The following is a 20,722-nucleotide window of genomic DNA, read 5'->3' on the forward strand; positions in this document are numbered from 1 at the left end:
GGCCTATCCGTTCGAAATTGCTACCAGCCTGTCGAGCACCTGGAGCGCCCGGCCGCTGTCGATGGCTTGCGAAGCACTCGCCATGCCGTCGGCCAGCGTCGTCGCCTTGCCTGCCACCACCAGTCCGGCGCCGGCATTCATCAGCACCGTGTCGCGATAGGCGCCGGCGGCACCGCCCAGCATGTCGCGCATGGCCTTGGCGTTATAGGCGGCGTCGCCACCGCGCAGTTCGTCCTTGCTGTGGCGCTTCAGCCCGACCGCTTCCGGGGTCAGCGTGAAGCTGCGGATCTCGCCGCCGACGAGTTCCGCCACCTGCGTCTCCCCGGTGGTGGTGATCTCGTCATAGCCGTCGCCATGGACGACCCAGGCATGGTCGGTGCCCAACGCCTTCAGCGTCTCGGCGACCGGCATGATCCATTCCGGCAGGAACACGCCGACCATCTGCCTGAGGACGCCGGCCGGATTGGACAGCGGTCCGAGCAGGTTGAAGATGGTGCGGGTGCCGAGTTCGCCGCGGATCGGGCCGACATGCTTCATCGCCGGGTGATGCGCCGGCGCGAACATGAAGCCGACGCCGGTCTCGTGGATGCAGTGGCCGATGGTTTCCGGCGGGATGTCGATCTTGACGCCGAGCGCGATCAGAACATCGGCGGCACCCGTCAGCGAGGACAGGCCGCGATTGCCGTGCTTGGCGACCGGCACGCCGCTGCCGGCGATGACGAAGGCCGATCCGGTCGAGATGTTGACCGAGTGCGAATTGTCGCCGCCGGTGCCGACGATGTCGATGGCGCCCTGCGGAGCATCGACGCGCAGCATCTTGGCGCGCATGGTGGCGACGGCGCCCGAAATCTCGCTCACCGCTTCGCCGCGCACGCGCAACGCCATCAGGAAGCCGCCGATCTGGCCGGGCGTCGCATCGCCCGACATGATGATGTCGAAGGCTTCGCGCGCCTCGTCGAAGGAAAGCGGCGTGCCGCCCGCGACCTTGGCGATATGGGTCTTCAGCGCGCTCATCTGGCCTGCGCCTGGGCAACGGCGGTCTGGTCGATGCGGACGTCGAACTGCGTCTGCAACCGCGCCACCAGTTGATCGAGCAGGTCGTCCGACATGCCGGCGGTGAAGGATTTCTGCGCGTCGTCCGGCACCGAGCTTGCATCGGCGCCGGCCGGTTCGAACACTTCGGCGACCTTGAACAGGATCTGTCCTTCGCCGGTGGGCGAGGGGATCAGCCCGGTTCCGCCTTCGCCGACACCGAACATCGCCGCCGCACCCTCCTTGCCGAAATCGACGTCGTCCGCCTCGCGCTTGACGCCGCGCTTGGTCTGCTTCTCGAGCTTGAGTTCGCCGGCGATGACATCGAGCGTGGTGCCCGCCTTGAGCCGCTTCTCCAGTTCGTTGGCCTTGGCGGTGAGCCGCTTCGTCGTCTCGTCAGCCGTCCAGTCGGCCACCACCTTCTGGCGGACCTCGTCCAGAGTGCGGTCGCGCGCTGGCGTGACCGATCCGACCTCGTAGAAGACGAAACCGTTGTCGGCGGTGGTCAAACCCTCATTCTCGGCGCCGGGCTCGGCGGCGAACGCCGACTTGATCAGCTCGGCCGATTCCGGCAGATCCTTGACGATCGTGTCGTCAGGCCGCTGGCCGGTGCGGTCGATCGCATCGATGGTGACGACCTTGAGCTTCAGCTTGGCGGCTGCATCGGCGAGCGAACTGCCCGAGGCGCGCGTGTCTTCGTAATTGTCGTGCACATCCAGCAGGATGCGGCTTGCCTCGCCCAGCGCCAGGTCCTTGCGGATCTGCTCGGACACTTCCGCGAGCGGCTTCACCACTTCCGGCTTGATATCGGTAACGCGCAAAAGCACCGGTCCGAAGGCGCCCTGGACGACCGGACTGACTTCATTGGCGGCAAGCTTGAAAGCCGCGTCGGCCACAGCCGTGTCGGCGATCTTGTCCTTGGCCAGCGTGCCGAGCAGCGTGTCGGCCTGCGTCTTGCCCTCGGCGGTGACGATCTTGTCGAAGGTCGCGCCGGTCTTCAGCGAGTCTAGCGCTGCCTTGGCCGCGTCGGGCGACTGGAACACAAGCTGTTCGATGGTGCGCATTTCAGGCGTGGTGTAGCGCGACTTGTTCTTGTTGTAATCGTCGCTGATCTGCTGCTCGGTCACGGCGCTGAGATCCATAATGTCTTGCGGCTCGAGCCTGACATAGGAGAATTTGCGGTATTCCGGCGCCGCATAGGCCTTCTTGTTGGCATCGAAATAGGTCGAGAGCACGCTGTCGGAGGGCGCCTCGATCGGCTCGACCAGCTTTTTAGGCAAGGTCAGGTAGTCGACCGTGCGGTCTTCGCCGCGATAGAGCGCCACCGCCTTGAGGAAAGTTTGCGGCGCCTTGAGGCCGTCGGAAACCGCCTCGACGATCTGCTGGCGCACCGCCACCTGGGCGCGGTTCTTCAGATAGTCCTCGGGCCGCATGCCGACCTCGCGCAGCAGATACTCGAACGTCCTGCGGTCGAACTGGCCGCCCGGCCCCTTGAAGGCCGGGTCTTCGCGCGTGAGTTCGGCAAGCCGGTCCTTGGAGAGGCCAAGCCCGAGCTTGCGGGCCTGCTCGTCGAGGACGGCGCCCGAAACGAGCTGGGCCAGCACCTGATTGTCGATGCCGAGCGCCTTTGCTTGCTCGTGCGTAATGCGCTGACCGAATTGCTGCGACATGACGCTGACCTGACGATCATAGGCGAGGCGATATTCGTTGATCGAAACGGTCGTGCCACCGGCGGTGATCACCGAATGATGGCCACCCAAGGTACCAGACAAGCGCCCGGAAATACCCCAGACCGCAAAGCTGAGCACCAGCAATGACAGCAACGCCTTCGCGACCCAGGTGCCCGCCGCGTTTCTCAAGATACCAAGCATGCATACTTCCGATTTATGCGCATTTCGCGTGCGCCCGAGTCTGAAACAAGCGCAATAGCGCCCTTCCGGCCCACTGTCGATTGCTTTGTGGCCTGATTTTGGTAGTGAGGGCGGGAGCCCAATGTCGCCCGGAGAAACAAAGCCCATGACGCCTGGAATCCGCCCGCTCGTCGCCGGTAACTGGAAAATGAACGGCACCAGCGCCTCGCTGAACGAGCTGAGGACGATTGGCAACGGCTTCATGAGCGGGCTCGACACCGAAACGGAAGCCGTGGTCTGCGTGCCCGCGACCTTGCTTGCGCATGCCGCCGAAATCCTGTCGCGCACCCCGGTGCGGGTCGGCGGCGAGGATTGCCACCCCAAGGAGAGCGGCGCCTATACGGGGCGGATTTCGGCGGAGATGTTGAAGGACGCCGGCGCCAGCCATGTCATTGTCGGTCATTCCGAATGCCGCGCCGACCTCGGCGAAGACGATGCCCTGGTCCAAGCCAAGGCTTCCGCGGCCTGGCGTGCCGGCCTGGTGGCGATCATCTGTATCGGTGAGACACGGGCCGAACGCGAAGCCGGCACGACACTCGAAGTCCTGTCGCGCCAGGTCGCCGGTTCGGTGCCGCCGAGTGCTACCGCCGCCAACACCATCATCGCCTACGAGCCGGTCTGGGCGATCGGTACCGGCCTGACGCCAACCGCCGCCGATGTCGCCGAGGCCCACGCCCACATCCGCGCAAAGCTGGTGGAACTGCTCGGCGATGCCGCGGCACGGATGCGCATTCTCTATGGCGGCTCGGTCAAGCCCTCCAACGCTGCTGAGTTGCTTGGCATCGACAATGTCGACGGCGCGCTGGTCGGCGGCGCCAGCCTGAAGGCGGCGGACTTTCTTGGCATCGCCGAGGCTTATTTGAACATCGCGTAACCAGGTGGCTCATAGCCGGCCCGGGCGCGCCGGCGAAATCGTTGCAAAGACTGCAATGCTTCCCATATTCCGGCCACGGGCTTGGAAATGCCGTTAAAGCATTGTAAGGAGCCGCCTCCAAATCACCGGCCGTCTTCGCGGCCGCGCAAGGCATTGCCAGGATAAATTATGGAAACCGTACTGATCGTCATCCACCTTATGGTCGTGCTCGCGCTTGTCGGCGTGGTGCTGCTGCAGCGCTCCGAAGGCGGCGGTCTCGGCATCGGCGGCGGTTCCGGTTTCATGACCGCGCGCGGCGCCGCCAATGCGCTGACGCGGGCGACGGCGATCCTGGCGGCCGCCTTCTTCGTCACCTCGCTGACATTGTCGATCCTTGCCCGCTATGGCGAAAAGCCGATCGATATCCTCGACCGCGCTCCGGCGTCCTCCGATAATTCAGGCAAGGGCGTGCTCAACCAGTTGCCGGGCACCACGCCGCCTGCAGGCACCACGGCGCCGGCGGCTCCCGCCGGCAGTACCGCGCCAACGCCGCCGTCCGGCAACGATGCCGCCACGACGCCTCCCGCGGCCGCTCCGGCGACGCCGGCGCCCGCGACTCCGGCCACCCCGCCGGCAGCCAATGGCGTCACCTTGCCGGTCACCCCGCAGGTCCCGAACCAGTAGTCGGCAGAGCATGATCCCGAACAGTGGAATCATGCTCAAAACAAATGATAAAAAGGTAGCTCCCATCCCGGCTCTATCGGCATGGAAAGGCCTCTTGATGCCGCGATCTGTTGTCGTTTGAACACAGTCGCGGCAAATGCCGCACAATCACGAAGATTCAACCGAGCGTAGCGCTATGGTGCGCTTGAGGCGTCCGTGGCTAATCGATTATAGATTGCGCGCGGCACTTTCGGCGTCCTTGGGGGGCGCCGGGCGACGCCGTGGGCAACAAGCATTGAACGATCGGATCTTCGCCATGCAGCTTCGCAGCTTCATTCTCCTGGGGTTTTGCGCCGTATTCGGCATGAGTTCGGCCGCCGTCGCCGGCACGCCGGCTATGGTTTCACAGCAATCGGTTGGAAAGACCGATGTCATCAATATCGCCGCCGCCAAAAGCGATACGGCGCAGTTGAAGCTTCTCAAGAAGAAGAAAAATCCGAGCGCCGACGATCTGGCTCAGATCAGCAAGCTCGAAGCCAAGATCGCGGCCGACAAGGAAGCCGCTCGCGCCAAGGCGCTCGAGGCCAGGAAGCTGGCGATGCGCGAGGCGGCCAAGGCCAAGGCCGACGCGGAACGCCAGGCATTTATGGCCAAGAAGGGCAAGGCGGCGGAAGCAAAGGTGGCGGACGCCAAGCCGGGCAAGAAGACCGTCAAGATCATCGAGCCGGTTGAGCCGCTCGCGCCGATCCAGTCCGCCGAAACGCTCCCGGCCGAGGCCATGAACGTGGCGCTGACCGGCAACAATGGCGAATTGCGCAGCGAAGCGCCCGGCCAGAAGCCGCGCAACGTCGGGCTCTTCGCCGGCCTGTTCGGCGGCACCTCGTCCTCGTCGATGTCGCTGCTGCCGGAGACGCGCGCGCTCGATCAGGTGCTCGCCAAGAAGGAAGCCAAGAAGCAGTTCAAGGTGAAGCCGGAATTCGTGCCGCAGGAAGTGGAATTCACCGGCTACGATACGGGCACCATCGTGATCGACACCAGCGCGCGTCGCCTCTACCTCGTCGAATCGGCTTTCACAGCGCGCCGCTATGCCATTGCGGTCGGCCGCGAAGGCCTGCAGTTCAAGGGCACGGTCGCGGTCGGCGACAAGCAGGAATGGCCGCGCTGGATCCCGACGCTCGACATGCAGAAGCGTGAACCCAAGCACTATGGCCAGTACAAGGACGGCATGCCCGGCGGCGGCGAGAACCCGCTCGGCGCGCGCGCCATTTACCTCTATGACGGCAAGAAGGACACGCACCTGCGCATCCACGGCACCATCGCGCCGCAGTCGATCGGAACCAGCGCCTCCAATGGCTGCTTCCGCATGATCAACGAGCACGTCATGGACCTCTACAGCCGGGTCAGGGTCGGCACCAAGGTCGTTATTATCTAACGGCCAAGGTCGTCATCATCTGACGGTTTGATCAAGAATGCCGAAGGGGCCGGCTCAGCCGGCCCTTTTGTTTTGATCGGAACACTATTTGGCCCCTCGGGGCTTCGCGCCTTCTTGGGAAAAAGCCTTCGCGGCGGTTTTTTCTCTGGCGGAATCAATCCGGCCGCGTTAAGCGATGACTCCCATGGCGCGATATGTATTCATCACTGGCGGCGTGGTTTCCTCACTCGGAAAAGGCATCGCTGCAGCGGCCCTTGGGGCTCTCTTGCAGGCGCGAGGCTATCGCGCGCGCATCAAAAAGCTCGATCCCTACCTCAACGTCGACCCCGGCACGATGTCGCCGTATCAGCATGGCGAGGTCTTCGTCACCGACGACGGCGCCGAGACCGATCTCGATCTCGGCCACTACGAGCGCTTCACCGGCCGCTCGGCCAACCAGCAGGACAACATCACCACCGGCCGCATCTACAAGAACATCATCGAGCGCGAGCGGCGCGGCGACTATCTCGGCGCCACCGTGCAGGTCATTCCGCACGTCACCGATGAGATCAAGCATTTTGTCCTCGACGGCAATGACGACTACGACTTCGTCCTGTGCGAGATCGGCGGCACCGTCGGCGACATCGAGGCGATGCCGTTCCTGGAGGCAATCCGCCAGCTCGGCAACGACCTGCCGCGCAACAATGCCGTCTACGTGCACCTGACCTTGATGCCTTACATCCCGACGGCCGGCGAGCTGAAGACCAAGCCGACCCAGCATTCGGTCAAGGAACTGCGCGGCATCGGCATCGCGCCCGACATCCTTCTGGTCCGCGCCGACCGGCCGATCCCCAAGGAAGAGCGCCGAAAGCTGTCGCTGTTCTGCAATGTGCGCGAGAGCGCCGTCATCCAGGCGCTCGACGTGCCGCACATCTATGACGTGCCGATGGCCTACCACAAGGAAGGGCTGGATTCGGAAGTGCTCGCCGCCTTCGGCATCGACCCGGCGCCGAAGCCGCGCATGGAGCCCTGGCAGAAGGTGTCCGACCGCATCCACAATCCGGAAGGCGAGGTGACCATCGCCATCGTCGGCAAATACACAGGCCTCAAGGACGCCTACAAATCGCTGATCGAGGCGCTGTCGCATGGCGGCCTCGCCAACCGCGTCAAGGTCAAGCTCGACTGGATCGAGAGCGAGATCTTCGAAAAGGAAGACCCAACGCCGTGGCTGGAAAAGGTGCATGGCATCCTGGTCCCCGGCGGCTTCGGCGAGCGCGGCTCGGAAGGCAAGATCTTGGCGGCGAAATTCGCGCGCGAGCGCAAGGTGCCCTATTTCGGCATCTGCTTCGGCATGCAGATGGCCTGTATCGAGGCGGCGCGGTCGCTGGCCGGCGTCGAGCATGCCTCCTCGACCGAGTTCGGCCCGACCCAGGAGCCGGTCGTCGGCCTGATGACCGAGTGGCTGAAGGGCAACATGCTGGAGAAGCGCAAGGAAACCGGCGACCTCGGCGGCACCATGCGGCTCGGCGCCTATCAGGCCGAGCTCACCAAGGGCTCGAAGATCGCCGAGATCTACGGCGACACCCAGATTTCCGAACGCCACCGCCACCGCTACGAGGTCAATGTCGACTACAAGGAGCGGCTCGAGGATTGCGGCCTGGTGTTTGCCGGCATGTCGCCCGACGGCGTGCTGCCGGAGACGGTCGAATATCCCGATCATCCCTGGTTCATCGGCGTGCAGTACCATCCCGAACTGAAAAGCCGGCCGCTCGACCCGCACCCGCTGTTCGCCAGCTTCATCGAGGCGGCGATGGAGCAGTCGCGGCTGGTTTGAGCCGGCTGCGCGGCTTGTCATGCAGACTTACGTCGCGCTGCTCTACAGCATCATCCTGGGCGAGGGGCGGCGCGTGATCATGGCCGATCTCAAGGCGATGGCGGAAGGCCTCGGCCTGAAGAACCCGCGCACGCTGGTGGCGACCGGCAATCTGGTGTTCGAGACGAAAGCGACGGACATTGCCAAGCTGGAGCAGCGGCTGGAGGTTGCGTTCGAAAAGACCTTCGGCCGCCATGTCGACATCATCGTGCGCCACGCGGATGACTGGCTGACGCTTGCCGCCGGCAATCCGTTTCCGGCCGAATCGGCTGCTACACCCGATCAGGTGGCGGTGCGCGTGATGCGCAAGCCTGTTCCTGCGGAGGCTGCCGCAACGCTCCAGGCCTATGTCGGCGACGACGAAAAAATGCAGGCGGTCGGCGGCGACATCTGGATCGTCTTTTCGCGCGCGACCCCAAGTTCGCGGCTAATTGCGGCGACCAGCCACAAGCGCTTGGGTATCGGCACCTCGCGCAACTGGAACACGGTGCGCAGACTGGCCGAGATGGTCGGTCGATAGAGCAGGGGCGGCTTGCACCGCCCCTGACGATACCAGTCTTCAAGCCTTCGCCGTCTTCGCTCCGGCTCCCAGCGCCATCGTGCGCAGCACGTAGTAGATGGCGCCGGCGATGGCGACGCCGAAGAACCAGCCATAGACACCCCACCAGGCCGGCAGCCAGTTGGTGAAATTGGGCAGGATCGAGGAGAAGATGGCGCCGATGCCGGCGGCGATGAAGGCATTGACATGCCAGCCGCCCTGGAAGCGGAATTCGCCCTCTTCCCGGTAGAGCGCCTCGACGTCGACCTCGCCCTTCCGGATCAGATAGTAGTCGACCATCATCACACCGAAGATCGGCCCCATCGTCGCGCCAATGATGTTGACGAAGTGCGCGGCACCGCCTTCCCATGGCGCGAACGGATAGAGCAACAGCGCGATCACTGCTGCGATATAGCCGCCTTTCTTGAAGTCGATCTGCCGGGGGAAGACGTTGGAGAAGTCGAAGGCCGGCGAGACGAAGTTCGCCACCACGTTGATGCCCAGCGTTGCGACCGCGAAGGTGAGCGCCGCGAGTGCCGCCAGGAACCAGCTGTCGAATTTCGCCGAGATCTGGTCGGGATGCAGCAGCACTTCATGGTAGACGTCATAGGCGGCAATGGTGGTGACGCCGGCAACCAGCGAAAACAGGATGAGATTGACCGGCAGGCCCCAGATGTTGCCCTTGCGCAGCGCGGCGTTGTCGGGAGCATAGCGTGCGAAATCGCAGAAGTTGAGATAAAGCGCCGAGAAATAGGTCACCCAGATCGCCGCCACCGCAAACAGCGCCGTCCACGAGCCAGGCGTGCCGGGAACGCCCGCATCCTTGGTCTTCTCGAGCAGGACATCCATCGGGATGTCGCTGGTGAAGGCGAAACTCCCAGATTTGACGCAGAGATAGACCGCGAGGATCAGCATCATCACCCAGACGGCGGGACCGGCCCAGTCCTGGAAGCGGCGCACCGTCTCCATGCCTTTCTGGATGATCAAGAGCTGCAGCGCCCAGATCACCACGAAGCAGATCACTTCGAGGCCGGAATGGCCGAGGAAATGTGTATTGGCGTTGAAGTCGGCGAACCATTGCGAGCGGATCAGCAGCGCCACGATCGCGCCCGACGCGGCCGCCGTCTGCGCGCCATACCAGAAGCAGGCAACGACGGCGCGTACAAGAGCTGGAATGTTGGCGCCCCAGATGCCGAACGAGGCCCGCGCAAGCACGGGGTAGGGCACGCCGGTCTTCACGCCGGCATAGCCGACCATGTTCATCAGCACATAGATGATCAGCGAGCCGATACCGATGGCGATGATGAAATTGACGAAGCCGCCGCAGAACAGGAACAGGCTTGCCGCCAGGTAATAACCCCAGAGGCTGTGGACGTCCGACGTCCAGACGTTGAAGATCGAGAACGGTCCCCAGTTTCGAACCTTCGCCGGAGCGAGGTCCTCATTGTACAGGTCAGGCGATGCGCCTTGGATGGTCATTGCTGTGTCCCCTGTTTGCCAAACGCGCCCTCACGCGTTGATCGCGGAGGTTAAGCCTGACGCTGGGGAACCGGCAAGCAATCCATTTGCCGGCTTTGGCCTTAAAGATATTCAACGAGAATCGCGCTTATCGGCAGGGGTAAGCTGATGCTGTCATGGCAGCAGCGGCGATTCGATTCCCGCGATTTTGTTGCCGAGAGACGAGGGCCGAAGGCTGTCCGTTTTCTTGCGCGAAGTTTTTTTTGCGCAACCCACTTTTTTCTGGAACCAAATGCCCATCCAGGAGTTTAATGGGGTTCGATCGAGCGGAGGCGATCGGCCGGGAGGATAAATATGGATCGCTTGCAGTTCTTTACGCCCGTGCGCATTGCGCCCGGGCAGGGATACCCAGTTCAAGAGGTCGATAGCGTTGCCGAAGCAATGGTGTTCCTGCGTAAGTGGCCAGCAGGGCGGCGCGGACCGGTTTACCAATGCGCCTTGAATTGCTGTTCCGCAGCGTTGTCCGGCAATATGTCGGCCGAGGAAGCGAGGAAGGCTTTCACCGGATTTGCGCGCATCACCCGTCTGCTGGACGACGACATGGCACTGCCGATCGGCGGCGAAAGCATGGAAAACGTCTACGCGTTGAGGCGCTAGGCCGGCTCCAATCGTTGGGTAATCTGAAGTCTGCAAACCAGATGGTGCGCGGGCTGTCGGTTTTTCGACGGCACTTCGCAGCAATTGGCTTCCCGCCACCCGCCAATTGAAAAAATTCAGGAATAGGCTAGATGGTGCGGCTCGCCGGGCCGACCTGATCGTTGCTGCCGGGCAAACGCGCCGCGCGGACACGAACACGATGAGTATGTTGATCAACCGGCTTGCCATTGCGCCGATGATGGACTGGACGGACCGGCATTGCCGGTTCTTCCACCGTCAGTTGACGCGTCGTGCGCTGCTCTACACCGAGATGGTGGTGGCCGACGCGATCATCCAGGGCGCCCGCGATCGGCTGCTCGGCTTCGATGGGGCGGAGCACCCGGTGGCGCTGCAGCTCGGCGGCTCCGATGCCCGGAAGCTGGCCGAGGCGGCGCGCATCGGCGAGGCCTTCGGCTATGACGAGATCAACCTCAATGTCGGCTGCCCGTCGGATCGCGTCCAGTCCGGCACGTTCGGCGCCTGCCTGATGAAGACGCCTGTTCTGGTCGCCGATTGCGTCGCCGCAATGAAGGCTGCGGTGAAAATTCCGGTCACCGTCAAATGCCGCATCGGCGTCGACGAGCAGGACCCCGAGCCGGCGCTCGATGCGCTGGCGGACGGCGTTTTGGCGGCCGGCGCCGACGCGCTGTGGGTGCATGCCCGCAAGGCGTGGCTGGAAGGGCTGAGCCCGAAGGAAAACCGCGACATCCCGCCGCTCGACTATGACAGGGTCTATCGGCTCAAGGCCAGAAAACCGAACGAATTCATCGGTATCAATGGCGGCATTCAATCATTGGACGGGGCACGTCTCCACCTCGACCATGTCGACGGCGTCATGCTCGGCCGCGCTGCCTACCACACGCCGGGTATCCTGGCCGGTGTCGACGCCATGTTCTACGGCGATGCGCCGGGCGCGTTCGACCCAACGGCGCTGATCGACGCGATGGCGGCCTACGCTGCCCGCCATATCGAGAAGGGCGGACGGCTCGGCCACGTCACCCGCCACATGGTCGGCCTGTTTCACGGCCTGCCCGGCGCGCGCCGCTACCGGCAGATCCTGTCGACCGACGCGACGAGGCCGGGCGCTGGACCGGATGTGCTGAAGAAGGCCCTTGCCGCCGTCGATTTCAGCGGTGCTGCCGCGGAAGCAGCCTGACGAGCGGCGGTCGAACGTGCCGCCGCTCTTTCTCTTTTGTTTGACCATGATCTTTTCCGAAAACCGGTTCCCACTTTTCGGGATCATGGTCTAGTCCCTGAGGATCATCCGGTCGCCGCGCACATCGAAGCCCGACAGCGAGCCGATGAAGTTCATGCCGAGCAGGCTCTGGCCGAGCATGCCGGGCGCCGCAATCATCACCGGCATGTCCTTGCGCACGATGCCGCCGATCGCCACTTCGTCGGTCTTCACGGCGGCAGCGCGCGCCATGCCGTTGGCGGTCGAGACCGGTATGGTGAAGTTGAGGGCGGCAGGGTTGAAGCCCGCGGCCTGAGCGTCTTCCGCCGTCAGCACGATGCTGGTCGCGCCGGTGTCGACGACGGCGCGGATAGGCGCGCCATTGATCATGATGCGGGCTTCGAAATGGCCATTGTCGGCCTTGTCCAGCGTCACCGTCGCGTGGCCGTCTTCCACGCCCAGCGCCAGGGGGCTGCCGGGAACGAGACCGGCGGTCACCCGGCTGGCGATATCCTGCAACTCGTAGCGGTACTGATACCCGGCGACCAGCGCCAGCGCGATGACGGCCCAGGTGCCGAGATTGCGGGCCATGTCACCCAATGGCCGGCCTGAGCGAATGAGGCTGGCGCCGATCAGCGCAGCGATCGCGCCAAGCCAGATCAGCCGGCTGAAATCATAGTTTTCGACACCGAAAGTGCTGCCGGCCGAATCGTTGATCATCAGCAGGATCAGTCCCGCGCCGATCACGACCATCACTATCCAGAACAGTCGGCTCATTGGGTTTGCCGTCTCACGAGAGCACGTCGCGCTCGCGCGCCATGCGCGTGCGGCGCGTTTCCCGGCGCGGCCGCCGCTCGACCGTTTCCAGCCTTGCCGGCAATTCGGCCATGACGCTGCGGCGCGTTTCCGGGGTCATGCCGATCCAGGCGCCGATTTCCTCGCGCGTGCGGCCACAGCCGAAACAGAAGCCGGTTTTCATATCGATCGAACAAACCAGGATGCACGGGGATTCGATGGCCGTCATGATATTCTCTTGCGTTACTTCCACATGGTGCAACGCTAGGGCCAATGCAAGCCCTCGGGAATGCGTCGCCAGCAGCCACGTTCGCGTCAACGCTGGCGGTTGTGCCGGCCGGGCAAGCCAGCTATGCCCCTGACCAACCTCCAGCAACGATCGCCACCGACATGACCAGCGCACTGCCTTTCGACGATTTTCGCAACCTGCTGGCAAACCTGCCGCCGGCCGATGCGCAGGCCGAGGCGCGTGTCCGCACACTGTTTGCCAAGGCCGACAAGCCCAGGGGATCACTTGGCCGCGTCGAGGACATCGCAGCCTGGCTCTCAGCCTGGAGTGGGCGTGCGCCGCCGGCGGTGAACCGGCCTTTGGTCGCGATCTTTGCCGGCAACCATGGCGTCACCCGTCACGGCATTTCGCCGCGGCCGATGGCGGCTACCGCCAATGCCGTCGAGCTTTGCGCGGCCGGGGGTGCTGCGATCAACCAGGTCTGCATCGCCCATGATCTCGGCCTGAAGGTTTTCGACCTCGCGCTCCATATCCCGACCGAGGACATTACCGAGGACGCCGCACTCGACGAGCGCGACTGCGCCGCCACCATGGCTTTCGGCATGGAGGCGATTGCCGGCGGCAGCGACCTGCTTTGCCTCGGCGATCTCGGCGTCGGCAATTCCACCGTCGCCGCCGCCCTGTGCGCCGCGCTGTTCGGCGGCGGCGGCGCCGACTGGGTTGGAGCGGGATCGGGCGCCGATGCCGCGATGCTGGCGCGCAAGGCCGAAATGGTCGACACGGCACTTGCTTTCCATGCCGACGCCTTGCGCGATCCTCTCGAGGCCTTGCGCCGGGTCGGCGGCCGCGAGTTCGCGGCAATAGCCGGCGCCATCCTGGCTGCCCGCATGCAGAAGATCCCGGTGCTGCTCGACGGCTTTGCCGCGACCGCCGCGGCGGCGGTGCTGTATGCCGCGAACGAGGCTGCGCTCGACCATTGTCTTCTTGCTGGCCTGTCACCGGAGACAGGGCACGCAAAGGCCGCCGAACGGCTTGGCCTTCGGCCGCTGCTCGACCTTGGCGTGAGCCACGGCGAAGGGGTAGGGGCCGCACTTGCCGCCGGTCTGGTCAAGGCCGCCGCACTCACCAGCTCGGGCATGGCGGCGGCTGTTCGAAACTGATTCAGCGCCTGCGCGCGGCAACCGCCTTGGTGGGCAGGGCCGGCAGTTCCTCCATCACCCGACTGAGCGGGAAGATGGCGATCGCCTCGGTGCCTTCGCGCAGCTTGGAATGAAGCTCGAACTCGCCGCCATGCATGGCCAGCAGGCCCTGCACGATCGGCAGGCCGAGCCCGGTTCCCTGTTCGGCGCTCTTGATGGCGATCGAACCCTGGCCGAAGGCGGAAAGCACCACCGGAATCTCCTCTTCCGGTATGCCCGGGCCGTTGTCCTTGACCGAGATGTATTGCCCGCCGCCGGCCGTCCAGCCGACGCGCACGCGGACCTCGCCGCCGGATGCGGTGAACTTGATGGCGTTGGACAAAAGGTTGAGCGTGATCTGCCTCACCGCGCGCTCGTCGGCAAACAGCCGCGGCAAGGTGGTTTCGAAATCCTGGACGACGCGGATGTCTTTGTTGCGCGCCTTCAGCTCCATCATGTGGCAGCAATCCTCGACGACGTTGGGCAGCATCACCGGCTCCTCGCTGATCTGGTAGCGGCCCGCCTCGATGCGAGAGAGGTCGAGGATCTCGTTGATCAGATCGAGCAGATGCTGGCCGGACTCGTGCACGTCATGGGCATAGTCGCGGTAGGTCGGGTTGCTCATCGGTCCGAGCACCTCGTTGGCCATCACCTCGGAAAAGCCGAGAATGGCGTTGAGCGGGGTGCGGAGCTCATGGCTCATCGAGGCAAGAAAGCGCGACTTGGCCAGATTAGCATCCTCGGCCCGCCGCCGCGCTTCGTCCGACATCGATTTCGCCGTCTCGACCTCGGCGATCAGAGCGTCCTTTTCGGACCGGAACGACAAAAGCATCAGCGACGAACGGTTGAGATTGCGCGCCACGTAGATGAAGAAGGGCAAGGCTGCGACCAGCAGTGCAGCCATGATCATCTCGATCGGCATCCAGAACCGTGCGCCGGCATAGGCATAGACCGCCACCGGAACGGCAAAGGTCGCCAGCAGGGCGCCGCTCAGCGACGAGGCCATGACGGAAGTCGCCGCCATCGCAACCAGCAGCACCATCGCCTTGACTATCTGGAACTGGTCGATCTGGCAGGTTGCGCAACCGAGCCAGGCGAACCAGGCCCAGCCGAGGCCGCACAGCGAGTGGCCGATCAGGAAATCCCTTTGCGTTCGCGACGGGTCGAGTTCGGAAGCTTCGGTGCGTTCGACGCGCCGCGCCATGAATGAAACGACGGTGTAGCAGATGAGCATGAACAGCGCCCAGACGGCGATCTGCTTGTCCATTCCGGCAAGCAGGCCTGCTGCCGCGATCGCCAGCACAAGCAGCGGAATGGCGATCACTCCACCCATCATCGAGCGAGCGTGCAGCTTCAGGAGTTCGCGGTCGAAGTCGAGATTGCCGGCCTGCTGCGAGAGACGGTCACGCGTCCTGCGCACCGCGCGCGCCACATCGCTGTTGCGATGCGGTTTCCTGCGGTCCACAATGAATTTGTCCGCTGTGTTCGAGCGTAGCAAAGGCATGATAACTTCGATTTATGCGCGCAGCGATTTCAATTCGTTAAGCTACGTTCGAATGATTAAGAGACTGTTTGCCATATGACCCGTTCGTGGTCGCCGAGGCCGCGTCGGCGCTATGCTCCGCCGCCGCCGCGAAGCCTGTGGCGCAGGCTGCTGGACTACGCACTGACGGTCATCCTCCTTGGCTTGCTGATCCTGCTTGCGGCGCGCCTCGACCGGTTCGAGACCCGCAAGGCCGAAGGTGCGGCCATCGTCAATGACGGCGATTCGATCACGCTCGGCAGCGAGCGCATTCGCATGCGGGGCATCGACGCCCCGGAATACCAGCAGGTCTGCCGCAAGGATGGCGCCGACTACCCTTGCGGCAAGCTCGCGCGCCAGTCGCTGGTGCGGCTGATCGGCGGCCGGCCCGTCTCCTGCAGTGGCTGGCAGCGCGATCGCTACGGCCGGCTGCTTGGCGACTGCAAGGCCGGCAGCACGGATCTCAACCGCGCCCAGGTCGAGGCCGGCTGGGCGGTCGCCTTTGGCGATTTCGAGACCGAGGAGGCCGGCGCTCGCGCCGGCAAGTCCGGCATCTGGGCCGGCAGCTTCGACGAACCGCAGGACTGGCGCGACAGCCACGGCCACGATCCGGTCGAAAGGAAGCACGGCACGCTGGCCTCGATCGGCGACGCCATGCGTGAGTTTTTCCGCTTCCGGTGATGGCGAACAGCTGCATGAACCCTATAGTTTGTCAGGTCAAATCGGGAGGGATGGGATGAAACTGTTCGATGGCGGCCGCGCGCCCAACCCGCGCCGGGTCCGCGTCTTCCTCGCCGAGAAAGGGATCAAGGTTCCCTTGGTGCCCGTCGATATGGGCGCGCTTGGGCACAAGCAAGAGCCGGTCAGCTCACGCAACCCGCTGCGACGCCTGCCGGTGCTTGAACTCGACGACGGCACCATCATCACCGAATCCGTCGCCATCTGCCGCTATTTCGAGGAACTGCATCCCGAGCCCGCTCTGTTCGGGCGCGACGCGCTCGGCAAGGCCAGGGTCGAGATGTGGCAACGGCGCATGGAGTTCAATCTGCTCAGCTGCGTAGCGCAGGCCTTTCGCCACATCCATCCGGCGATGAAGGAATGGGAGATCCCGCAAATCCCCGAATGGGGCGAGGCCAACAAACCGAAAGCGATCGAATTCCTGAAGCTGCTCGACGGCGAACTGGCACAAAGGGAGTTCGCCGCCGGCGACGCTTACTCGATCGCCGACATCACCGGCCTGATCGCCATCGACTTCATGAAGCCGGCGCGCATCAAGGTGCCGGAAGAGTACGCCAACGTGCTGCGCTGGCATCAGGCGATATCCAGCCGGCCAAGTGCTGCTGCGTAGGTTCTGTCGTGGACCTGGTGAGCGAAGACCTGGAACGCTTGACGGCCAAGGTCCGCGCCTGCCGCATCTGCGTCGAGCACCCGCTCGGCCGGCCGCTGCCGCACGAGCCGCGCCCGGTGCTGCGGCCGTCGTCGAGCGCCCGCATCCTGCTTGCCAGCCAGGCGCCGGGCACCAAGGTTCACATCACAGGCATGCCCTTCACCGACGCGTCCGGCGACCGGCTGCGCAGCTGGCTCGGCGTCACCAGCGAGGAATTCTACGACACGGAAAAATTCGCCATCGTGCCGATGGGCTTCTGCTTTCCCGGCCAGGACGCCAAGGGCGCGGATCTGCCGCCGCGCCGCGAATGCGCGCCGGCATGGCGCGCGCCGCTGATGGCGCTGATGCCGCGCATCGATCTTGTGCTGACGATCGGCATCTATGCGCAATCCTGGCACATGGGCGCCACGCGCCGTTCCTCGCTGACCGAAACGGTGAAGGACTGGCGCGCCATATGGGAGGCGCCGGCTGGCCCGAAAGTGCTGCCGCTGCCGCATCCGTCCTGGCGCAACTCCGGCTGGCTGAAGCAGAATCCATGGTTCGAAATGGATTTGCTGCCGTTCCTGAGGTCGGAAATCCGCTATCGCCTTGTTTAGCCATCTTGCAAGAAATCACTCGCTTTTGTGGCGGTTGGGAGAATTTCGTTCTTGTGAAAGCCCCGGATAAAAGGGAATATAGCCAAACTATTCCTCTGGGAGCATCCAATGGACCGCCTTGACAGAAAAATCCTTCGCCTCCTGCAGGAGGACGCGACATTAGCGGTCGCCGATGTCGCCAAGAAAGTCGGCCTGTCGACCACGCCGTGCTGGCGGCGCATCCAGAAGCTCGAGGAAGAGGGCGTCATCAAGCGGCGCGTCGCCATCCTCGACCACGAGAAAGTCAATGTGCGGGTCACCGTCTTCGTGTCGATCCGCACCAATTCGCACAGCCACGAGTGGCTGCGGCGCTTCTCCGAGGTGATCCAGGAATTTCCGGAAGTGGTCGAGTTCTACCGCATGAGCGGCGATGTCGACTATCTCCTGCGAGTCGTGGTGCCCGACATCGCCGCCTACGACGCTTTCTACAAGCGTCTGATCGCCAAGATCGAGATCCGCGACGTGTCGTCGTCCTTCGCCATGGAGCAGATCAAGTACACCACCGAAATCCCGCTCGACTACATGGTGCTGGACAAGGAATCGGGCGCCAACGCCGCCTGAGGCTCAATGAGTTAGTTCTTCTTTTTGTTGAGGAAACTCCAGGGCGAGTTGACCGGCAGCGTCACCGTGTCCGGCACGCTGTCGACACTCGCCACCTCCGCCTTGCGCACGGTGTAACCCGACTGGATGACGCTGACGCCGTCGAGGATGAAAAGCTGGCTCTTCTCCATGCCCGGCTGCAGCGTGCCGGTGACGGAAACCGGCTCATAGGCCTCCGCCATCTTGTAGGGATGCGCCGGCGTGACCAGCACGATCTGGTTGGGCGGTGGCGTCGGCATGTGGCTGCAGGCGCCGGTCCACGGCACCAGCAGGAACTGGTAGACGAGGTCGCCGTCGCGATCGACCGGAAGTGCATAGCCAGCTAACTGAATGGTCTTGTCCTGCAGATTGACCGACAACGTCTCGCCGTGGTCGGGCAATTTTGCCGCGATCATCGGCAGGCCGGCGTCCTCGGCGATCGCCTGCGTCGCCGGACGCAGATCCTTCCAGAATATGCGCGCGGTGTCAGCGGACGCGTTTGCCGACGCAATGGGCAGGAGCAGCACGATTGCCAGAACTACGGTCGATCTTAGGCAAATGCGCATTGGCTGCTCCCTTGACATCGAGTAAAGCCGCCGTCGTCGGTAGCGTCAACGCTCCAGCCGCATCACATGTCTGCGAGAGCCGGCCATGCCGGTCTCGTGGAAGCCGCGGGCGACGAACATGTCGCGAAAGCCCATGAACCTGTAGCTCGGCGATGCCTCGTCGACCGGGTAGGCCTCGATCGTGTCCGCACCTTTGGCAAAGGCGTGATCGATGGCCGCATCGAGCAATGCCGAGGCAAAACCGTCGCCGCGCAGCGCCCTCGGCACGTAGAAGCAGACGATCGACCAGACGCCGGTCTCGCTGTCGTCCTGCTGTTGCGACAGCTTGCGATAGGTCTCGCGCGGCGCGACCGAGCACCAGCCGACGGTCTTGCCTTCGAGTTCGGCGAGAATGCCGACCGGCGTGCCGGCCTCGATGAGCGCCATCATCGCCCGCTTCATCTCATCGTTCTGGACATGCTCGCGGCTGCGCAGATGGCGCCAGGCCGTGCACCAGCAATATTTCGGTCCGCCCGGCGCTTCGAACAGGTTCTCGAAATCCGCGCGCGTTTCCTTCGCCACCTCGATGAACCGCAGTTTGGCGAGAGGCTTGACTTCAGCCTTTCCTGGCAGCGATCCGCTCGAGCGTCTTGGCATTGCTCAGTTCCCTCACTGCGTCCTTGCCGATCCAGCGCGCCGTTTTGTCGGTTGACTGCGCCAGCCGTTCAGCGACGGCAAGGGCAGCGCCATGCATCTCCATCGATCGCTTGCCGATCGAACGAAGCGCCCAGTTCACAGCCTTCTTCACGAAGTTGCGGCCGTCGGTGGCATGCGCTTCGATGACCGGCAGGAATCCGAGGAACGTCGCTGCTGGCTCTTGCTTCCGGTGGACGACCGACCAGGCCATCATGGCAAAGGCCGTGCGTCGAACGAACTCCCGTTCGTCGGCCGCGAACTCGTCGATCAGCTCCCTCCAGGACTCCGTGTCGACAAAGAGATCGGAGACGCCGTCGACGATATCCCACGAATCGAAAGACGCCGCCCATTGCCTCGCATCCGCAGCTGAAAACCGCTTCGGGTCGGCAGTGACGGAAGCGATGAACTGCGCCTCCATGATACCGGTCTGCCAAAGTTCGAAGGCGCGTTCATGGTTGCGCTTGATTTTCCTGGCAATCTGCCGCTGCACGCCATGCGGAATGCCGAGCGCACGTTCGATCTTGATGCCGTAGCGCAGCATGCCACGGCGATTTTCCTCCGACCCGATCGAGCGCAGATGCGCGACGATTTCGTCGGCACTGGATTGGGGCGAAAGCTCGGCCACCGCGATATCCTACTTCTCCAGGCGCGCCAGCAGCGAGGACGTATCCCACCGCCGGCCGCCCATCGCCTGCACATCCTTGTAGAACTGGTCGACGAGCGCCGTCACCGGCAGCTTGGCGCCGTTGCGGTCGGCTTCGCTGAGACAGATGCCGAGATCCTTGCGCATCCAGTCCACGGCGAAGCCGAAATCATATTTGCCGGCATTCATGGTCTTGTGCCGGTTCTCCATCTGCCACGAGCCGGCGGCGCCCTTGGAGATCACCTCGATGACCTTTTCGATATCGAGCCCGGCCTTCTTGCCGAAATGGATGCCCTCGGCCAGGCCCTGCACCAGCCCGGCTATGGTGATCTGGTTGATCATCTTGGTGAGCTGGCCGGCACCTGCCGGACCCATCAGCCCGACCATGCGGGCGAAGGCCTCTATGACAGGCTTGGCCTTGTCGAAGGCTGCCTGCTCGCCGCCGACCATGACCGTCAGCACGCCATTTTCGGCACCGGCCTGGCCGCCCGAGACCGGCGCGTCGAGGAAGGAAAAGCCAAGTGCGTCCGCCTTCTCGGCCAATTCGCGCGCGACTTCTGCCGACGCAGTCGTGTTGTCAATGAAGACGGAGCCCTTCTTCATCGCCTTGAAGGCGCCGTCGGCACCAATCGTCACCGAACGCAAATCGTCGTCATTGCCGACGCAGGAGAAGACGAAATCCTTGTCTTCGGCCGCTTTGGTCGGCGTCGCCGCGAAACGACCACCATGCTGACCGACCCATTGCTCAGCCTTCGCCGTGGTGCGGTTGTAGACGGTGACGTCGTGGCCGCCCTTGTTCCTGAGGTGCCTGGCCATCGGGTAACCCATGACGCCAAGACCGAGAAATGCCACCGATGCCATAGGCTTACCTTCCACAGAAACAGAATTTGCTGCGGAAGCTCTAG

The 20,722-nt window shown here is 63.8% G+C and carries 22 protein-coding genes; 12 read left to right on the forward strand and 10 right to left on the reverse strand.

Annotation, left to right across the window (positions count from 1 at the left end; genetic code table 11):
- Nucleotides 1-3: 3 nt before the first annotated feature.
- The gene (gene trpD / locus A6B35_RS18910) at nt 4-1,014 is read right to left on the reverse strand and encodes an anthranilate phosphoribosyltransferase (RefSeq protein ID WP_006205191.1); all 1,011 of its coding nucleotides are present in this window, start codon (nt 1,012-1,014) and stop codon (nt 4-6) included.
- The gene (locus A6B35_RS18915; RefSeq protein WP_006205192.1) at nt 1,011-2,903 is read right to left on the reverse strand and encodes a SurA N-terminal domain-containing protein; all 1,893 of its coding nucleotides are present in this window, start codon (nt 2,901-2,903) and stop codon (nt 1,011-1,013) included. Before A6B35_RS18915 ends, trpD begins: the two co-directional genes overlap by 4 nt.
- A gap of 145 nt (nt 2,904-3,048) precedes the next feature.
- On the opposite strand from A6B35_RS18915, the gene tpiA reads away from it, so the two are divergent.
- From tpiA to A6B35_RS18940, 5 genes are all read left to right on the forward strand, one after another.
- Complete coding sequence (gene tpiA / locus A6B35_RS18920) at nt 3,049-3,816, forward strand: triose-phosphate isomerase (protein ID WP_006205193.1); 768 nt, start codon at nt 3,049-3,051, stop codon at nt 3,814-3,816.
- A 168-nt stretch (nt 3,817-3,984) separates the two neighbouring features.
- Nucleotides 3,985-4,479 carry a preprotein translocase subunit SecG gene (gene secG / locus A6B35_RS18925; protein WP_006205194.1) on the forward strand — a complete coding sequence of 165 codons (495 nt, stop codon included), beginning with the start codon at nt 3,985-3,987 and terminating at the stop codon, nt 4,477-4,479.
- 295 nt (nt 4,480-4,774) lie between these two features.
- Nucleotides 4,775-5,890 (forward strand): L,D-transpeptidase, encoded by a 1,116-nt coding sequence (locus tag A6B35_RS18930; RefSeq protein WP_040583705.1) that lies wholly within the window; start codon nt 4,775-4,777, stop codon nt 5,888-5,890.
- Between the two features lie 175 nt (nt 5,891-6,065).
- The gene (locus A6B35_RS18935) at nt 6,066-7,703 is read left to right on the forward strand and encodes a CTP synthase (RefSeq protein WP_081482256.1); all 1,638 of its coding nucleotides are present in this window, start codon (nt 6,066-6,068) and stop codon (nt 7,701-7,703) included.
- Nucleotides 7,704-7,722: 19 nt separating this feature from the next.
- Nucleotides 7,723-8,262, forward strand: a complete 540-nt coding sequence (locus A6B35_RS18940; protein WP_006205197.1) for a DUF1697 domain-containing protein — start codon at nt 7,723-7,725, stop codon at nt 8,260-8,262.
- A 39-nt stretch (nt 8,263-8,301) separates the two neighbouring features.
- Here the strand turns inward: A6B35_RS18940 and A6B35_RS18945 are convergent, their stop codons facing one another.
- Nucleotides 8,302-9,759 carry an NCS1 family nucleobase:cation symporter-1 gene (locus tag A6B35_RS18945; RefSeq protein WP_006205198.1) on the reverse strand — a complete coding sequence of 486 codons (1,458 nt, stop codon included), beginning with the start codon at nt 9,757-9,759 and terminating at the stop codon, nt 8,302-8,304.
- 333 nt (nt 9,760-10,092) lie between these two features.
- Between A6B35_RS18945 and A6B35_RS18950 the strand changes: the two genes are divergently transcribed.
- Together A6B35_RS18950 and dusA are read left to right on the forward strand one after the other, a co-directional pair.
- Nucleotides 10,093-10,395, forward strand: a complete 303-nt coding sequence (locus tag A6B35_RS18950; protein WP_006205199.1) for a DUF982 domain-containing protein — start codon at nt 10,093-10,095, stop codon at nt 10,393-10,395.
- Nucleotides 10,396-10,600: 205 nt separating this feature from the next.
- Complete coding sequence (gene dusA / locus A6B35_RS18955) at nt 10,601-11,590, forward strand: tRNA dihydrouridine(20/20a) synthase DusA (RefSeq protein WP_006205200.1); 990 nt, start codon at nt 10,601-10,603, stop codon at nt 11,588-11,590.
- 90 nt (nt 11,591-11,680) lie between these two features.
- Here the strand turns inward: dusA and A6B35_RS18960 are convergent, their stop codons facing one another.
- Both A6B35_RS18960 and A6B35_RS18965 read right to left on the reverse strand, forming a co-directional pair.
- Complete coding sequence (locus A6B35_RS18960; protein WP_006205201.1) at nt 11,681-12,385, reverse strand: TIGR02281 family clan AA aspartic protease; 705 nt, start codon at nt 12,383-12,385, stop codon at nt 11,681-11,683.
- 13 nt (nt 12,386-12,398) lie between these two features.
- The gene (locus A6B35_RS18965; RefSeq protein ID WP_006205202.1) at nt 12,399-12,632 is read right to left on the reverse strand and encodes a DUF1289 domain-containing protein; all 234 of its coding nucleotides are present in this window, start codon (nt 12,630-12,632) and stop codon (nt 12,399-12,401) included.
- A gap of 161 nt (nt 12,633-12,793) precedes the next feature.
- Between A6B35_RS18965 and A6B35_RS18970 the strand changes: the two genes are divergently transcribed.
- Nucleotides 12,794-13,792 carry a nicotinate-nucleotide--dimethylbenzimidazole phosphoribosyltransferase gene (locus A6B35_RS18970; protein WP_040583706.1) on the forward strand — a complete coding sequence of 333 codons (999 nt, stop codon included), beginning with the start codon at nt 12,794-12,796 and terminating at the stop codon, nt 13,790-13,792.
- 1 nt (nt 13,793) lies between these two features.
- Here A6B35_RS18970 and A6B35_RS18975 read toward each other — a convergent pair whose 3' ends face one another.
- The gene (locus tag A6B35_RS18975) at nt 13,794-15,314 is read right to left on the reverse strand and encodes a sensor histidine kinase (protein ID WP_006205205.1); all 1,521 of its coding nucleotides are present in this window, start codon (nt 15,312-15,314) and stop codon (nt 13,794-13,796) included.
- A 75-nt stretch (nt 15,315-15,389) separates the two neighbouring features.
- On the opposite strand from A6B35_RS18975, the gene A6B35_RS18980 reads away from it, so the two are divergent.
- The 4 genes from A6B35_RS18980 to A6B35_RS18995 all read left to right on the forward strand — a co-directional run bounded on the left by A6B35_RS18980 (nt 15,390) and on the right by A6B35_RS18995 (nt 17,915).
- Nucleotides 15,390-16,013 (forward strand): thermonuclease family protein, encoded by a 624-nt coding sequence (locus A6B35_RS18980; protein ID WP_006205206.1) that lies wholly within the window; start codon nt 15,390-15,392, stop codon nt 16,011-16,013.
- A 55-nt stretch (nt 16,014-16,068) separates the two neighbouring features.
- Nucleotides 16,069-16,680, forward strand: coding sequence for a glutathione S-transferase (locus tag A6B35_RS18985; protein ID WP_006205207.1), 612 nt, complete (start codon nt 16,069-16,071; stop codon nt 16,678-16,680).
- Nucleotides 16,681-16,697: 17 nt separating this feature from the next.
- Entirely contained in the window at nt 16,698-17,315 is a 618-nt protein-coding gene (locus A6B35_RS18990; RefSeq protein WP_244426044.1) for a uracil-DNA glycosylase family protein, read from the forward strand.
- Between the two features lie 108 nt (nt 17,316-17,423).
- Nucleotides 17,424-17,915, forward strand: a complete 492-nt coding sequence (locus A6B35_RS18995) for an Lrp/AsnC family transcriptional regulator (RefSeq protein ID WP_006205209.1) — start codon at nt 17,424-17,426, stop codon at nt 17,913-17,915.
- An 11-nt stretch (nt 17,916-17,926) separates the two neighbouring features.
- Here the strand turns inward: A6B35_RS18995 and A6B35_RS19000 are convergent, their stop codons facing one another.
- Genes A6B35_RS19000 through A6B35_RS19015 form a run of 4 tightly spaced genes read right to left on the reverse strand, consistent with a single transcriptional unit; the run spans nt 17,927 to nt 20,678 of the window.
- Nucleotides 17,927-18,499: a DUF3299 domain-containing protein gene (locus A6B35_RS19000; RefSeq protein ID WP_006205210.1), complete on the reverse strand. Its 573-nt coding sequence runs from the start codon at nt 18,497-18,499 to the stop codon at nt 17,927-17,929.
- A 45-nt stretch (nt 18,500-18,544) separates the two neighbouring features.
- Nucleotides 18,545-19,135, reverse strand: a complete 591-nt coding sequence (locus tag A6B35_RS19005; RefSeq protein ID WP_006205211.1) for a GNAT family N-acetyltransferase — start codon at nt 19,133-19,135, stop codon at nt 18,545-18,547.
- On the reverse strand, nt 19,095-19,799 hold the full coding sequence (locus tag A6B35_RS19010; protein ID WP_006205212.1) for a DNA alkylation repair protein: 705 nt from the start codon (nt 19,797-19,799) through the stop codon (nt 19,095-19,097). The genes A6B35_RS19005 and A6B35_RS19010 overlap by 41 nt, the downstream gene beginning before the upstream one ends.
- A 9-nt stretch (nt 19,800-19,808) precedes the next feature.
- On the reverse strand, nt 19,809-20,678 hold the full coding sequence (locus A6B35_RS19015; RefSeq protein WP_006205213.1) for an NAD(P)-dependent oxidoreductase: 870 nt from the start codon (nt 20,676-20,678) through the stop codon (nt 19,809-19,811).
- Between the last annotated feature and the right edge of the window lie 44 nt (nt 20,679-20,722).

It is taken from the genome of Mesorhizobium amorphae CCNWGS0123 (assembly GCF_001686985.1).
In the GTDB taxonomy this organism is placed as follows: Bacteria; Pseudomonadota; Alphaproteobacteria; order Rhizobiales; family Rhizobiaceae; genus Mesorhizobium; species Mesorhizobium amorphae.

Coding starts and splice junctions, on each gene's coding strand:
- trpD (WP_006205191.1), bottom strand. CDS start 1,014: ATGAGCGCGCTGAAGACCCATATCGCCAAGGTCGCGGGCGGCACGCCG.
- A6B35_RS18915 (WP_006205192.1), bottom strand. CDS start 2,903: ATGCTTGGTATCTTGAGAAACGCGGCGGGCACCTGGGTCGCGAAGGCG.
- tpiA (WP_006205193.1), top strand. CDS start 3,049: ATGACGCCTGGAATCCGCCCGCTCGTCGCCGGTAACTGGAAAATGAAC.
- secG (WP_006205194.1), top strand. CDS start 3,985: ATGGAAACCGTACTGATCGTCATCCACCTTATGGTCGTGCTCGCGCTT.
- A6B35_RS18930 (WP_040583705.1), top strand. CDS start 4,775: ATGCAGCTTCGCAGCTTCATTCTCCTGGGGTTTTGCGCCGTATTCGGC.
- A6B35_RS18935 (WP_081482256.1), top strand. CDS start 6,066: ATGACTCCCATGGCGCGATATGTATTCATCACTGGCGGCGTGGTTTCC.
- A6B35_RS18940 (WP_006205197.1), top strand. CDS start 7,723: ATGCAGACTTACGTCGCGCTGCTCTACAGCATCATCCTGGGCGAGGGG.
- A6B35_RS18945 (WP_006205198.1), bottom strand. CDS start 9,759: ATGACCATCCAAGGCGCATCGCCTGACCTGTACAATGAGGACCTCGCT.
- A6B35_RS18950 (WP_006205199.1), top strand. CDS start 10,093: ATGGATCGCTTGCAGTTCTTTACGCCCGTGCGCATTGCGCCCGGGCAG.
- dusA (WP_006205200.1), top strand. CDS start 10,601: ATGTTGATCAACCGGCTTGCCATTGCGCCGATGATGGACTGGACGGAC.
- A6B35_RS18960 (WP_006205201.1), bottom strand. CDS start 12,385: ATGAGCCGACTGTTCTGGATAGTGATGGTCGTGATCGGCGCGGGACTG.
- A6B35_RS18965 (WP_006205202.1), bottom strand. CDS start 12,632: ATGACGGCCATCGAATCCCCGTGCATCCTGGTTTGTTCGATCGATATG.
- A6B35_RS18970 (WP_040583706.1), top strand. CDS start 12,794: ATGACCAGCGCACTGCCTTTCGACGATTTTCGCAACCTGCTGGCAAAC.
- A6B35_RS18975 (WP_006205205.1), bottom strand. CDS start 15,314: ATGCCTTTGCTACGCTCGAACACAGCGGACAAATTCATTGTGGACCGC.
- A6B35_RS18980 (WP_006205206.1), top strand. CDS start 15,390: ATGACCCGTTCGTGGTCGCCGAGGCCGCGTCGGCGCTATGCTCCGCCG.
- A6B35_RS18985 (WP_006205207.1), top strand. CDS start 16,069: ATGAAACTGTTCGATGGCGGCCGCGCGCCCAACCCGCGCCGGGTCCGC.
- A6B35_RS18995 (WP_006205209.1), top strand. CDS start 17,424: ATGGACCGCCTTGACAGAAAAATCCTTCGCCTCCTGCAGGAGGACGCG.
- A6B35_RS19000 (WP_006205210.1), bottom strand. CDS start 18,499: ATGCGCATTTGCCTAAGATCGACCGTAGTTCTGGCAATCGTGCTGCTC.
- A6B35_RS19005 (WP_006205211.1), bottom strand. CDS start 19,135: ATGCCAAGACGCTCGAGCGGATCGCTGCCAGGAAAGGCTGAAGTCAAG.
- A6B35_RS19015 (WP_006205213.1), bottom strand. CDS start 20,678: ATGGCATCGGTGGCATTTCTCGGTCTTGGCGTCATGGGTTACCCGATG.